The sequence below is a fragment of the Ruegeria sp. YKSF131 genome (genome assembly GCF_059612645.1).
Genome location: NZ_JBXWQZ010000013.1, coordinates 1 through 13,310, shown reverse-complemented (window position 1 = coordinate 13,310; position 13,310 = coordinate 1). Strand labels below are relative to the sequence as shown.

Here is a 13,310-nt window from a genome sequence, read left to right as displayed (position 1 = left end):
CGGTCTCGGTGTCGTCATGGTTATTATGCCTGACAGACAAGCATCCTTTCGCGATTTCTCAAAGTCTAAACTTTCCAGAACACAAAAACGCCCCAGCCAATCGACAGGAATAGCGGTGTCCAGACCGGTTGCCCGACCAATCCAAGCCACGCCAGGAAAATGTACGCGGACCCCAGAAGGGTAATGAACAGGCGATCCCCTAGCGTGGTTGTCAGCCCCAGAACCCCGCGTCGTTCAATCCCGTCGCGGAACTTGAAACCTTCCAGCAGGCCAATGCATGCTATGGCCGAGAAGATGCCGACAAACACGGCCAGCGTGGCAGGTGTCCATGCCATCCAGAAATCGGGCCACAAGGGGTCCGTCCACGAGAACCCTTTTTCGGCCTCCTGTCCGACATTGCCCCATCCGGCCTTGGCCTGAGCAAAGGCTGCTGAGGGCACGAAGGGGAGGGTGAGAAGCAGTTTTCGCATGTCGAACCTCACACTCGTCCCATCGCGAAGCCACGCGCGATGTAGTTGCGAACAAACCAGATGACGATGGCACCGGGGATGATGGTCAGGGTGCCCGCAGCGGCCAGCAGACCCAACTCGTACCCGGCACTGGATGCTGTGCGGGTCATCACGGCAGCGATGGGTTTGGCCTCAACCGCAGTCAGGGTCTTGGCCAGCAGCATTTCCACCCATGAGAACATGAAGCAGAAGAACGCCGCGACACCGACACCTGCCTTGATGTTGGGCAGGAAGATTGTCACGAAGAAGCGCGGGAACGAATATCCATCCACATAGGCGGTTTCATCCAACTCCTTTGGGATACCACGCATGAACCCTTCCAGAATCCACACCGCCAGCGGCACGTTGAACAGCGTATGGGCCAAAGCCACGGCCAGATAGGTGTCGAAAAGGTGGATCGACGAATAGAGCTGGAAGAATGGCAGGGCGAACACGGCCGCCGGGGCCATGCGGTTGGTCAACAGCCAGAAGAACAGCTGCTTGTCGCCGAGGAACCGATAGCGTGAGAACGCATAAGCCGCAGGCAGGGCAACGCAGACGGAAAGCACTGTGTTCAGAGTCACATAGGTAATCGAGTTGATGTAACCCCAGTACCACGTCGGGTCAGTGAAGATGGTGATATAGTTTTCCAGCGTAAAAGTCTGGGGAAACAAGGAAAAGCCCGACAGGATCTCGTTCGTGGTCTTGAAGGACATCGCCACCAGCCAATAGATCGGAAGCATCAGGAACGCTATATAGAGGATCGGGATGATGGACCGCTTTTTCATTCTGCGTCGTCCTTTGTCATCAGGGTGTAGAAGAGCCACGACACCAGCAGCGTGATGGCGAAATAAATCAGGCTCATCGCTGCCGCCGGGCCAAGGTCGAACTGCCCCAGCGCGATCTTCACAAGGTCAATCGACAGCAGGGTGGTCGAGTTGCCGGGACCGCCCCCGGTCAGAACAAAAGGCTCGGTATAGATATTGAAGCTGTCCATGAACCGCAGCAGAACCGCGATGGTCAGAACCGTCTTCATCTTTGGCAGCTGGATATAGCGGAACACCGACCACGGGCTGGCGCCGTCGATTTTGGCGGCCTGATAATAGGCGTCGGGGATTGATACGAGGCCCGCATAGCACAGCAGCACGACCAGCGACGTCCAGTGCCACACATCCATGACGATGACGGTTATCCAGGCCGAAAGCGGCTGTTGCGTCATGTCATAGTTGATGCCTAGCACGTCATTCAGGAAATATCCCAGCAATCCAATCTTGGGCAGGGTGAAGATGTTCCACATCGACCCTACAACGTTCCAAGGGATCAGCATCGGCAAGGCCATCAGCACCAGACAGACAGGCACCCAAAAGCCTTTGCGCGGCATCGACAGGGCGACGATGATGCCCAGCGGTACCTCGATGATTAGGATCAGGAAGGTGAACAGAAACTGCCGTCCAAGTGCTGCCTGAAACCGGTCGGATCGCAGGATCCGTTCGAACCAGCCCAGTCCTTCCCAGAAGAACTGGTTGTTGCCGAAGGTTTCCTGCACCGAGTAATTGACCACCGTCATCATAGGCACCAGCGCGTTGAACGCTACCAGCGCAAGTACGGGCAGGACAAAGAACCACGCCTTTTGGTTTTCCGTTCTCATTGCACCCGCTCCTGAGTTGCGATCCAGCCGTCGCGGTAGACGCGGGATTGTTCGGGTTTGAATTGCAAAAAGACCTGTGATCCCGGTTCCGGTACACTGTGTTCGGTCACGACCTTGAGGGCGGTGTTGCCGACCACGGCGCTGACCACATAGTGGCGGCCGATATCGGCGACCTTGGTCACATGTGCCGGAATGCCAGTGTCGCCGAAACCTACATATTCCGGGCGGATACCCAAATCGGTGCGGCCGCCGTCACCGTGTGTGGGACCTTCCAGCATGACCTCGTGCCCTTCAAATACGGCGCGGTCGCCTTTGGCTTCACACGGAAGGACATTCATACCCGGCGAGCCGATGAAATGGCCGACAAATGTGTGCTGCGGCCGTTCAAACAGTTCGACCGGCGTTCCGATCTGAACCACTTCACCGTCTTGCATTACCACCACCTCGTCGGCGAAGGTCAGCGCCTCGGTCTGGTCGTGTGTCACGTAGATCATTGTGGCCTGCACGCGCTGGTGCAGCTCTTTCAGCTTGGATCGCAGTTTCCATTTCAGGTGCGGGTCGATCACGGTCAGCGGTTCATCGAACATCACCGCATTCACGTCGTCGCGAACAAGGCCGCGACCCATCGAGATCTTCTGTTTGTTGTCCGGGCTCAGGCCCGATGCGCGGGTGTTCAGCATATCCGTAACATCCAGCATCGCGGCGATTTCCAGAACACGGCGCTTGATTGTCGCAGGATCAACACCCCGATTCTTCAATGGGAAGGCCAGGTTCTCGCCCACGGTCATCGTGTCATAGATCACCGGAAATTGGAAAACCTGCGCGATGTTGCGTTGGTCCGGGGGCAGGGCTGTGACGTCTTGATCATCGAACAGTATCCGGCCTTCCGAGGGGGTAAGAAGACCGGATATGATGTTCAGCAGCGTTGACTTGCCACAACCTGACGGTCCCAACAGTGCATAGGCCCCGCCATCGCGCCACGTGACGTCGATTTCCTTCAGCGCATAGTCCTCGGGGCCTTTTGGCGATGGCAAATAGCTGTGTCGGAGGTTTGAAAGCTTGATCTGTGCCATGTCAGGCCACCCTTTTGCCGTCTTGGCTGAAGTACCGGCAATGGGCCGGGTTCACGTAGAAACTGTGATCTTCGCCGACCTGATAGGGATGCACACCGGCGGCGAGTGAAACCCAGGCTTCATCACCATGTTGGAAATGCGCGCTGGAATCCGAACCTGACAGTTCGGTCACGATCACACGTCCGGTCAGTTCGACGTCGGCGTCAGACGTACGAAATGGCGTCACGCGATGAGGGCGCACGGCGACCATATATTCCCCATCGGACATGTCCGAGACAGCCCAGCCGACATTACCTGCCAATTGCGCCCGGGCGCTGGCAACGGTGATACGAGCCACATTGATAGGCGGGTCCGAGAAAACACGCGCCGCGGCAATGTTTTCCGGATTACGGTAGATGTCGGTGGTTGGGCCGAATTGGGTCACGCGGCCGTCTTCCATCAGCGCGGTGTAGCCCCCCAGCAGCAATGCCTCTTCAGGCTCCGAGGTGGCGTAGACAACGACGGCCCCGCGACCAGCGAACAGGTCGGGCAGTTGTTCGCGCAACTCTTCGCGCAGTTTATAATCAAGATTCGCTAGAGGCTCATCAAGGAAGACGGCGCGGCTTTCTTTTGCAATGGCACGCGCCAGCGCGGTTCGCTGTTGTTGCCCGCCCGACAGCTCATGCGGGCGGCGGTGGAGCATGGGGCGCAATTGCAGCAGATCGGCGGCCTCTTCCACGCGGCCATCGATCTCGGACTTGGCCATGCCAGACACGCGCAGGGGCGAGGCGATGTTGTCAAATACGGTCATATGCGGGTAGTTCACGAAGAACTGGTGCACCAGGCTGATCTGCCGCTTTTGCGTGTTCAACCGTGTCACGTCCTGTCCGTCCATCAGGACCTTGCCCGAGGCGATCGGGTCCAACCCGGCCATCATCTTGATTAGTGACGTTTTTCCGGAACCTGTCGCGCCCAATAGCACGTTGAAATGGCCGGTTTGCAGCGTCAGGTTGGTTGGCTTGATATGGATGACGTTGCCGACCCGTTTGGTCGCGTCTTGAAGTTCGATCATCTGGGAAACTCGCGGGGCATTCAGGGGTAGGCCGGGCTTAAGCCCGGCCTACGATGTTGCTTTTACTGGGACTGCCAGCGCTTAACCAGTTCGTCATAGTTGACGGTCTGGCCCTGCGGCTTTTCGTTTTCCAGCTTGGCCTTGGGCGAACCCGCTTTTTCCAGCCAGAATGCGTCGTCCTGCGGTTCATTCAAACGCGGGCCACAGCCACCGTAGACACCGGCGCTTTCATCCGCGGCCTGCATACGGGCCATGGTGATGTCCATCTCTTCGGCCAGACGGTCCATCGCCTCTTGCGGGGTGAAGGCGCCCGAGTTCACGTCACCGATCTGCTGCCACCAGATCTGGGCCAGCTTTGGATAGTCCGGTACGTTGATGCCGGTCGGCGACCATGCCACGCGGTCAGGCGAGCGATAGAATTCGACCAGACCACCCAGCTTGGATGCACGTTCCGTGAACGACTCGTGGTTGACCGAGCTGTCGCGGATGAAGGTCAGACCCACATGGGACTTCTTCACATCAACAGTCTTGGACGTAACGAACTGGGCATAAAGCCAGGCTGCCTGCGCACGATCCGAGGGGGTTGATTTCAGGAACGTCCAGGAACCCACGTCCTGATAGCCAACCTTCTGGCCTTCTTCCCAGTAGGGGCCGTGCGGGCTGGGCGCCATCCGCCACAGCGGCGTGCCTTCGTCATCCACGGTGTTGTTGCCTTCGGACTTCGGCTTCACCATGTCGGCGGTAAAGGCGGTGTACCAGAAAATCTGCTGGGCCACGTTGCCCTGGCTCAGTGCCGGCAGCGACTGGTAGAAGTCGTAAGACGCCGCACCTGGAGGCGCGTAGGCCCGCAGCCATTCGTCCCATTTGCGGATCGCATAGACCGCTGCGGGGCCATTTGCAGCACCACCGCGCGACACCGAGGCGCCGACCGGGTTACAGGTGCCCGCTTCCATGCGGATGCCCCATTCGTCAACCGGAATACCGTTCGGCTCGCCCTTGTCACCGGCACCGGCCATCGAAAGCCAGGCGTCGGTCATGCGCCAGCCAAGGTCAGGCGCGCGCTTGCCGTAATCCATGTGGCCGTAGATCGCCACGCCGTCGACTTCTTTCACGTCATTGGTGAAGAACTCGGCGATGTCTTCATAGGCCGACCAGTTGACCGGAACGCCCAGATCATAGCCGTATTTCTCTTTGAACGCGGCCTTGTTGGCCTCGTCATCGAACCAGTCCTTGCGGAACCAGTAAAGGTTCGCAAACTGCTGGTCGGGAAGCTGATACAGCTTGCCGTCCGGCCCGGTGGTGAACTGAATGCCCATGAAGTCATCCAGATCGATTGTTGGCGAAGTTGTCGCCGCCCAGTCGCCGCCCATCATGTCGGTCAGTGGATAGGCCAGTTGCAGGCGCGAGTGGGTACCAATCAGGTCACTGTCGTTGACATAGCCGTCATACAGGTTCCGACCTGTCTGCATCTGGGTCTGAACAGCCTGGACCACTTCGCCTTCGCCAAGGATTTGGTGATTGACCTTGATGCCGGTGATTTCTTCAAACGCCTTGGTCAGAACCTCCGACTCGTAGGAATGCGTCGGAATACCTTCGGACAGGACGTTGATTTCCATGCCAGCGTAGGGCTGTGCAGCTTGGATAAACCATTGCATCTCGGCCATCTGTTCGTCTTTCGACAAGGTCGATGGCTGGAATTCGTCGTCGATCCAACGTTGTGCTGCGGCTTCGTCGGCCCAAGCGGACCCGTGCCCCGCAATGACGGCAGCCGCCGCCACTGCGGAAAGTAGATGTCTCCGCATCTGTCTCCTCCCAAAAATTATGGTTCTCCGGCGGGAACCGGATGCAGAACAGCATCAGCGATTTCTTGCGTATGTGTCAAACTAAATTTTTAGTAATTGACGTTCAGGCATTCAGAAGACAGGTGATTCGAGCGTCCTTCCAGTGCAGAGATTGATTGTAAACAACTAATTTTTCTTGTGAAAATCTATTGAGTTCAAGCGGGGTAAATAGGGAAATCCACCGTGACTCAATGCGGGCTTGCAATGACGGCTGGCGCGCAGAATTGCACTCGTGTTTCGTGAGGCACCGACACTGATCCGGTACTGAGTGGGAAGTCAGGCAAACCAGCTTCCCAGATCATTATTGCTAAAACTCAGTGCTCACATAGCACCAATCCGGTCCGACAAAAGGCCGGATGTGGCAATGCGGATGTGGCACTGCCTTGCCGTTCACGGTATTCCGTGTCCATATAAAGAAAATTTCCGGAGCCGGTTCGTGAAGAAGAATACCCTCAACACCCATCGTGAGCTGGAATTGCTTGATGCCCTAAGACGTTTGGGTGGAACGGCCCGGAATTCAGATTTGGCGAATATGCTCGGCGTCTCCGAAGAGACGGTGCGCCGAACGATCAAAGCCTTGTCAAAGGCGGGTACGGTCGAGCGCGTTCATGGCGGTGCCTATCTTGCCGGAGTGCAGGGCGCCCCCAACTTCTTTCACCGCATTTCGCAAGACGCGGATGAAAAGCGTTTGATCGCCGGGCATACCGCGAAACTGGTTCGCGATCAGATGACCGTTTTCCTGGATGTGGGATCGACGACTGCCTTTGTCGCCGAAGAACTGCGCCAGGTCAGTAACCTCACGGTTGTCAGCAACTCCATCGGCGTCGTGCAGACCTTGGCCGGGGTCAACGGAAACCGGGTGCACCTTTTGGGGGGTGAGTTGCAGATCGATGAAAGGGGTACCTTTGGTCACGTCACCCATAAGCAGCTGCAACGCTATGCCTTTGACATCGTGATCCTGAGCACGGATGCGATTTCAGACAGCAAAGGGTTTCTGTATCAAAGCGCGGCCGAAGCGGATCTTGCATCGGTGGTGGTCAGGTGTGCGGACCAGGTTGTTATGGCTGCAGCGCATTCCAAGTTTGGTGAAAGGGCACCTTATGTGGGGCCGGATCCTCGGCTGGTGCATTCGCTGGTCACGGATGCTGTGCCAAAAGGTGGGGTGGCCAGATTCCTTGACCGTTGGGGCATCGAAATTCAGATCGCTGATGACAGCTAGGTTGCTGTTTTAAGGCGCAGCCCGGATGGTCTTGCTGCATTGGGATGGAAGAATCTAAGGAAGAGTGGCAGCCCGTAGGGGAATCGAACCCCTCTTTCCAGGTTGAAAACCTGGCGTCCTAACCGATAGACGAACGGGCCACTTGGTATCAGGTCACAAGCGCAAATGGCAGCCCGTAGGGGAATCGAACCCCTCTTTCCAGGTTGAAAACCTGGCGTCCTAACCGATAGACGAACGGGCCACGCTGGCTTGTGGAGGGCCTTTTACGGTTTCGCCGTGACCCCCGCAAGCGTAAAAACGCAGGGATTGGAAAGTTTTTTAGCGCACCAAAGCTGCGTGTTAACGGGCTTCTGCCGCGTCCTCCAGCCTGAGCTGCACAGATTGGCGTCCGCCCCAGGTGTTGACCTCTAGCCGACCCGCAAAATGAAAGCGCGCACCGCCGTGATTTGACAGTTTTTCGCCCATCGGCCCGTCAAAAGCACCAAAGGCAATCGCATCCAGCCCGCCGCCCATTCCATCGGTCAGCGACAGTTTCAGATGCGATTCACCGACCCGTTTGGCAAAGCGAACCTGCAGGTCAGGCAACGCATAGCGCGGGGCCGGAGCACCGGCGCCAAACGGTCCGGCCTGTTCGATCTGCTCGATCAGATCCACGGTTGCCGCGCCGGGCATCAACGCGCCATCCAGTTTAAAATCCGCAGGACCGCCCTGGCCGGCCCCCTGTCTGGCCAGCAACTCGCTCAGGCGCTCCATTGCGGGTTCCAACTGATCGCGCATGACGGTCAAACCTGCGGCCATCTTGTGGCCGCCTCCTTTGACCAGCAACCCTTCGGCCGCCAGACGCTGGATCGAAGCCCCAAGATCGACGCCAGAAACCGAGCGGCCCGAACCCTTACCCTCATCCCCATCAAAACCGATCACGATTGCCGGTCGATTGGTTGTCTCCTTCAGCCGAGAGGCCACGATACCAACGACACCGGGGTGCCAGCCCTCGCCTGCCGCCCAGACCAAAGGGGCGTCCAAGCCACGCGCCTCGGCCTGCGCCAGCGCGGCGGAACGCACCGCGTTTTCAATGTCGCGGCGCTCAGTGTTCAATGCATCCAGACGTTCGGACAACGCCTGCGCCTCATGCAGAGAATCGGTACTCAGCAAGCGCGCGCCCAGATCGGCCTGACCGATCCTTCCCCCGGCATTCACACGGGGCCCAAGCAGAAACCCCAGGTGATAACTGTTGGGTGCTGTATCCATGCGCGAGATATCGGACAGCGCGACAAGGCCGGGGCGCTGCCGCTGTGCCATCACTTTCAGCCCCTGTCGCACCAGGGCGCGGTTAGCTTCTATCAGCGGCGCCACATCGGCAACGGTCGCCAGGGCCACCAGATCCAAAAGGGCCACCAGGTCCGGTCCCCTTGCGCCTGCGTCACGCAGCTGGCGACCGGCTTCGACCAGCATCAGAAACACCACGCCTGCCGCGCAAAGATAACCAAGATCGCCGCTTTCATCCTGTCGGTTTGGATTTACCACAGCGACGCAATCGGGCAGCGTCTCGCCCCCCAGATGGTGGTCCAGAACGATCACATCCGCACCCGTAGCCGCCGCAATCGGATCATGGCTGAGCGTGCCGCAATCAACGCAGATGATCAGGTCATGCCTGGCCGAAAGCTCCTGCATTGCGGGAACGTTGGGGCCATACCCTTCGTCGATCCGGTCCGGCACATAAAGCGTCGCCTGCACGCCCATCTGCCGCAGCCAGACCAGCAGCAACGCAGCAGAGCTGCCGCCATCGACATCGTAATCTGCAAACACCGCGATTTTCTGACGATTGCGGACGGCTTCCAGAAAGCGCGTGGCGGCAACTTCCATATCCTTTAAGGCCCGCGGATCAGGCAGCAACTCCTTCAGCTTTGGGTCAAGAAAGCCGGGCGCCTCCGATACTGGCACGCCGCGCCGGGCCAGAACTTGGCAAACGGCACGGGGCAGGTCGGTTTGTTGCGCCATCATCTCGGCCGCCCGCTCAATCTCGGGGCTAGGTCCAACCCAAAGCCGTCCCGTCAGTGATTGCTCGACTCCAAGAAAACTCATTGCTCGCCTCTTATGCGCCAAGGCCGGACCCTTGCGGACCCGGCCTCTTCACCTTTTCAGAAATACTCTGGCCGAAGGCAACGGCGCAAGCCGTTATGAATTGTCATGCGGCCAAGTCGGCGTGCGGTAGGACATGCGGCGTACCGACCCGGTCTTGGACCGCATCAACAGCGTCGTGGTTTCCACCCAGCCGGGCTCGCGCTTGATCCGGGGCAGCAAAGAGCCGCCAGTCACGCCGGTGGCGGCAAAGATCACATCCGCCGTCACCATCTCATCACGTGCATAAACTCGGTCCAGATCGGTGATGCCAGCCTTGGCGGCCCGGCTACGTTCGTCATCGTTCCGGAACAACAGGCGGCCAAAAATCTGCCCGCCCATACATTTCAGCGCAGCGGCGGCCAACACACCTTCGGGCGCGCCGCCCTGGCCCATATACATGTCGATGCCGGTCACTTCGCTTTCGGCGCAGTGCATGACACCCGCCACGTCACCATCAGTGATCAGACGGATCGCGGCACCGGTTTCGCGCACTTCGGCAATCATCGCTTCGTGGCGCGGGCGTTCCAGAATGCAGACGGTGATGTCGGCCGGTTTGCACCCCTTGGCCTTGGCCAGCGCTTCGACACGCTCGCGCGGCGTCATGTCCAGATTGACAACGCCTTCCGGCAGACCCGGGCCAACCGCCAGTTTGTCCATATAGACATCCGGCGCGTGCAGCATCGAGCCGCGCGGGCCCATTGCGATGACGGTCAGTGCGTTCGGCATATCCTTGGCGGTCAGCGTGGTGCCTTCCAGCGGATCCAGTGCGATATCCACGCCGGGGCCATTTCCTGTGCCAACCTCTTCGCCGATATACAGCATCGGTGCCTCGTCACGCTCGCCTTCACCGATGACCACGACACCTGCTATATCCAGCAGGTTCAGCTGTTCCCGCATCGCGTTCACTGCGGCCTGATCCGCGGCCTTCTCATCGCCCCGGCCCACAAGCGAAGCCGAAGCCAGTGCAGCCTGTTCCGCTACCCTCGCCAGCCCCAGAGACAGCAGGCGGTCATTGAAATCGGTCTTGGCAGCACTCATGTTTCTGTATCCTCTGGTCAGTATAGCCGTGTCTTCCGGCATAGCTTGCGTTTCATGCAGGCCGCAAGGTCAAACCGCTTCAATCCGCAATGCAACCGGGTCGCCTGCCACCACATCGGTTTCGCGGAAACCCTCCAACGCGAGGTCTAGCGCCGTTCGGGTGGTCTTATGGGTGACGATCAGTACAGGCGCTGTGCTTTCGGCATGTGCATATTGGCGCATCCGGTCGATTGACACCCCGGCATTGCCCAGAATGGCCGCAACCTTGGCCAATGCACCAGGTTTATCCAGCAGGCCCAGTCGCAGATAATACGGCGCAGGTCGGCCGGTGACGGCGGGAACTGCGGTTTCAAGCGTGGTGGCCGGGCGGCCAAAGGTCGGGATTTGCAATCCGCGCGCCAGATCGCAGACATCGCCCATCACAGCGCTGGCTGTCGGGCCTTCGCCCGCGCCGGGGCCGCGCAGAACAACCTGCTCAACCGCGTCGCCTTCGATCACGACCATATTGGTGCCGCCTTCCAGCTGGCCCAGTGGTGAGTCACTGGGTACCAGGCAGGGCTGCATACGTTGCTCCAGCCCGCGCGCGGTGCGCTGCGCCACGCCCAGCAGCTTGATGCGAAAGCCCATGTCTTCGGCCTGGTCGATGTCGTCCAGGCTGATCTGCTGGATACCCTCAATCTCGATCGCGTCGAAATTCGGCTTGGTCCCAAACGCAATCGAGGATAGCAGAGCCAGCTTGTGCGCAGCGTCGATACCCCCGACGTCCAGATTGGGGTCTGCCTCCAGATATCCCAATTCGGCGCATTCATCGAAAAGGGCATTATAGCCCTGACGCTGCGACTGCATCCGAGTCAGGATGTAGTTGCACGTCCCGTTCATCACACCCATCACGCGGGTGATCTCGTTACCCGCCAGACCTTCGGTCAGGGATTTGATAACCGGGATACCACCAGCGACAGCGGCCTCAAACCGGATCACACGACCGGCGGCCTCGGCCTTTTCGGCCAGTTCCTGCCCGTGGATGGCCAGCAACGCCTTGTTGGCCGTGACCACATCCTTGCCACTGGCCAATGCTGCTTCGACCGAGGCTTTGGCTGGACCATTCTCGCCACCCATCAATTCGACGTAAACGTCTATGTCGTCGCGTTTTGCCAATGCAACCGGATCAGTTTCCCAGGCATAATCCGACAGGTTAACGCCACGGTCCTTGTTCGGGTCGCGCGCGGAAACAGCCACGATTTCAATCGAACGGCCTGTACGGGCCTGCAACAACTCTGCATGGCGGCGGACGATCTTGACGACACCCACGCCGACCGTTCCCAAGCCCGCAATTCCAAGCCGCAGTGCCTGTGTCATGTCGTGGTCCTTTTCCGCTCGAGTATTTTTGGTGTCGGATGCTTGTCCAATCAGCGCTGCCTTAGCGGGTTCAGGCCAAGGGTGCAATCCGTCACCGGGGGATAGTGGGGGTGATTTATGGCGCGTCAGTTGGTTTGCGCGTTTTGTAGCGCCTGCGCCTTTTGAGCCAAGGCATTGCTGCGTTGTGTCAGTTCGTCTTCGACGGCTGCTGCCTGATGGATCGGATCCACCGGTGGCCCCAAGGTTTCCTGCAGCGGAATAAGGCGCGGGTAGGCGGCGGATCTGACCGCAGCCTGTTCGCTGCCTTCCAGCTCGGGAATGTCCGCACAGGCGGTACAAAACAGAAAAAGTGGCAAAACAGGCAGCAGTTTCATGTCGCAGGCTTTTCGGTCTTTGTTGCCTTATCGTGATGCACGTTTTGACGACATCGTTCAAGCGGGGTTCTAAATGAACATCTGTTCATATACTGTAGACCCATGGCACGCACTCAAGGCTCACATTCCGACATAACCGGCCCGCGTATCCGCAAGGCCGCGCTGCACCTGTTTGCCCGCTATGGGTATGCCGCTGTCTCGATGCGGCAGATCGCGAAAGAGGTCGGGGTCCAGGCAGGCGCGCTTTATAACTATACGCCCGACAAACAGAGCCTTTTACACCGGTTGATGCGCGAACACATGCAGGACCTGCTTGAGGCGCTAGATGCAATGGGCCGTTGCGACGATGCAAAAGACGCCTTGCGCCAGTTTATCGGCTTTCACATCCGCTTCCATTTGCAACGCCCCGACGAAGTTTTCATCGCCTATATGGAGTTGCGCAATCTTTCGCCCGAAAACTTTGCTGAAATCGAAGACCTGCGGCGCCAATACGAAAACGTGCTGGAAAGCATCCTTGACTCAGGGCAGCAGGCCGGAAAATTCGCAATTTCGGACACGAAGATTGCAACGCTGGCCGTGATTGCCATGCTGAACGGCGTGATGACTTGGTACCGTTCGGGTGGTCGCCTGTCACTGGACGAGGTCGAGGAGATCTATTGGAACATGGTGCACAAGGCAGTGACGGCCTGACAGGGTCAAACCGTCACGCTGTTAGTGCGCGGGGCGAATGAACGTGCCATTGCGCAGCTCGCGAAATGCCTGTTCCAGTTCGGCCCGCGTGTTCATCACGATGGGGCCATGCCACGCGACGGGTTCATTGATCGGAGCCCCTGAGATCAGTAGGAACCGCACGCCTTGGGGGCCAGCCTGAACGGTGATTTCATCGCCAGTGCCAAAACGGACAAGCGTGCGATCCCCAGACATGTCGCGGATATTGACCTCTTGCCCGGCGATTTCCTTTTCCAGCAGCACACCTGTCGGCTGCGAGGCATCGGCAAAGGCGGCCTGACCCTGAAACACATAGGCGAAAGCACGGCGATACGTATCGATTCGGAAAGTTTTCTTCACACCCGCCGGGACAGAGATATCCAGATATTGCGG

13 protein-coding genes and 2 tRNA genes are annotated in these 13,310 nt (G+C 58.6%); 2 read left to right on the top strand and 13 right to left on the bottom strand.

The genetic code is table 11. The features are described 5' to 3' along the window. Positions 1-65 precede the first annotated feature (65 nt). From AC2FLZ_RS06595 to AC2FLZ_RS06570, 6 genes are all read right to left on the bottom strand, one after another. Positions 66-470, bottom strand: a complete 405-nt coding sequence (locus AC2FLZ_RS06595; RefSeq protein WP_480604084.1) for a DUF2160 domain-containing protein — start codon at positions 468-470, stop codon at positions 66-68. An 8-nt stretch (positions 471-478) separates the two neighbouring features. Then, positions 479-1,276, bottom strand: coding sequence for a carbohydrate ABC transporter permease (locus tag AC2FLZ_RS06590; RefSeq protein ID WP_155139158.1), 798 nt, complete (start codon positions 1,274-1,276; stop codon positions 479-481). Further along, the gene (locus AC2FLZ_RS06585) at positions 1,273-2,136 is read right to left on the bottom strand and encodes a carbohydrate ABC transporter permease (RefSeq protein ID WP_496881970.1); all 864 of its coding nucleotides are present in this window, start codon (positions 2,134-2,136) and stop codon (positions 1,273-1,275) included. The genes AC2FLZ_RS06590 and AC2FLZ_RS06585 overlap by 4 nt, the downstream gene beginning before the upstream one ends. Further along, complete coding sequence (locus tag AC2FLZ_RS06580; protein WP_496881969.1) at positions 2,133-3,209, bottom strand: ABC transporter ATP-binding protein; 1,077 nt, start codon at positions 3,207-3,209, stop codon at positions 2,133-2,135. Before AC2FLZ_RS06580 ends, AC2FLZ_RS06585 begins: the two co-directional genes overlap by 4 nt. Before the next feature lies 1 nt (position 3,210). Next, complete coding sequence (locus AC2FLZ_RS06575; RefSeq protein WP_496881968.1) at positions 3,211-4,260, bottom strand: ABC transporter ATP-binding protein; 1,050 nt, start codon at positions 4,258-4,260, stop codon at positions 3,211-3,213. Between the two features lie 62 nt (positions 4,261-4,322). Continuing rightward, on the bottom strand, positions 4,323-6,062 hold the full coding sequence (locus AC2FLZ_RS06570) for an ABC transporter substrate-binding protein (protein ID WP_480476378.1): 1,740 nt from the start codon (positions 6,060-6,062) through the stop codon (positions 4,323-4,325). Between the two features lie 475 nt (positions 6,063-6,537). Here AC2FLZ_RS06570 and AC2FLZ_RS06565 point away from each other — a divergent pair, with 475 nt between their 5' ends. Beyond that, a complete protein-coding gene (locus AC2FLZ_RS06565) occupies positions 6,538-7,320 on the top strand; it encodes a DeoR/GlpR family DNA-binding transcription regulator (protein WP_480554625.1) in 783 nt (260 codons plus the stop codon). Positions 7,321-7,385: 65 nt separating this feature from the next. On the opposite strand, the gene AC2FLZ_RS06560 is transcribed toward AC2FLZ_RS06565, so the two are convergent. From AC2FLZ_RS06560 to AC2FLZ_RS06535, 6 genes are all read right to left on the bottom strand, one after another. Further along, positions 7,386-7,460 (bottom strand) — tRNA-Glu (locus AC2FLZ_RS06560). Between the two features lie 26 nt (positions 7,461-7,486). Beyond that, positions 7,487-7,561 (bottom strand) — tRNA-Glu (locus AC2FLZ_RS06555). Between the two features lie 98 nt (positions 7,562-7,659). Continuing rightward, the gene (gene recJ / locus AC2FLZ_RS06550) at positions 7,660-9,402 is read right to left on the bottom strand and encodes a single-stranded-DNA-specific exonuclease RecJ (protein WP_480516515.1); all 1,743 of its coding nucleotides are present in this window, start codon (positions 9,400-9,402) and stop codon (positions 7,660-7,662) included. Positions 9,403-9,495: 93 nt separating this feature from the next. Beyond that, entirely contained in the window at positions 9,496-10,479 is a 984-nt protein-coding gene (gene glpX, locus AC2FLZ_RS06545) for a class II fructose-bisphosphatase (protein ID WP_480516517.1), read from the bottom strand. Between the two features lie 69 nt (positions 10,480-10,548). Beyond that, positions 10,549-11,835, bottom strand: coding sequence for a homoserine dehydrogenase (locus AC2FLZ_RS06540; RefSeq protein ID WP_496881967.1), 1,287 nt, complete (start codon positions 11,833-11,835; stop codon positions 10,549-10,551). Positions 11,836-11,960: 125 nt separating this feature from the next. Then, a complete protein-coding gene (locus tag AC2FLZ_RS06535) occupies positions 11,961-12,209 on the bottom strand; it encodes a hypothetical protein (RefSeq protein WP_480554627.1) in 249 nt (82 codons plus the stop codon). Between the two features lie 102 nt (positions 12,210-12,311). Between AC2FLZ_RS06535 and AC2FLZ_RS06530 the strand changes: the two genes are divergently transcribed. After that, entirely contained in the window at positions 12,312-12,899 is a 588-nt protein-coding gene (locus AC2FLZ_RS06530; protein WP_480516524.1) for a TetR/AcrR family transcriptional regulator, read from the top strand. A gap of 21 nt (positions 12,900-12,920) precedes the next feature. Here the strand turns inward: AC2FLZ_RS06530 and AC2FLZ_RS06525 are convergent. After that, a partial coding sequence (locus AC2FLZ_RS06525; RefSeq protein WP_496881966.1) for a pirin-like C-terminal cupin domain-containing protein occupies positions 12,921-13,310 on the bottom strand: 390 nt, incomplete at its 5' end.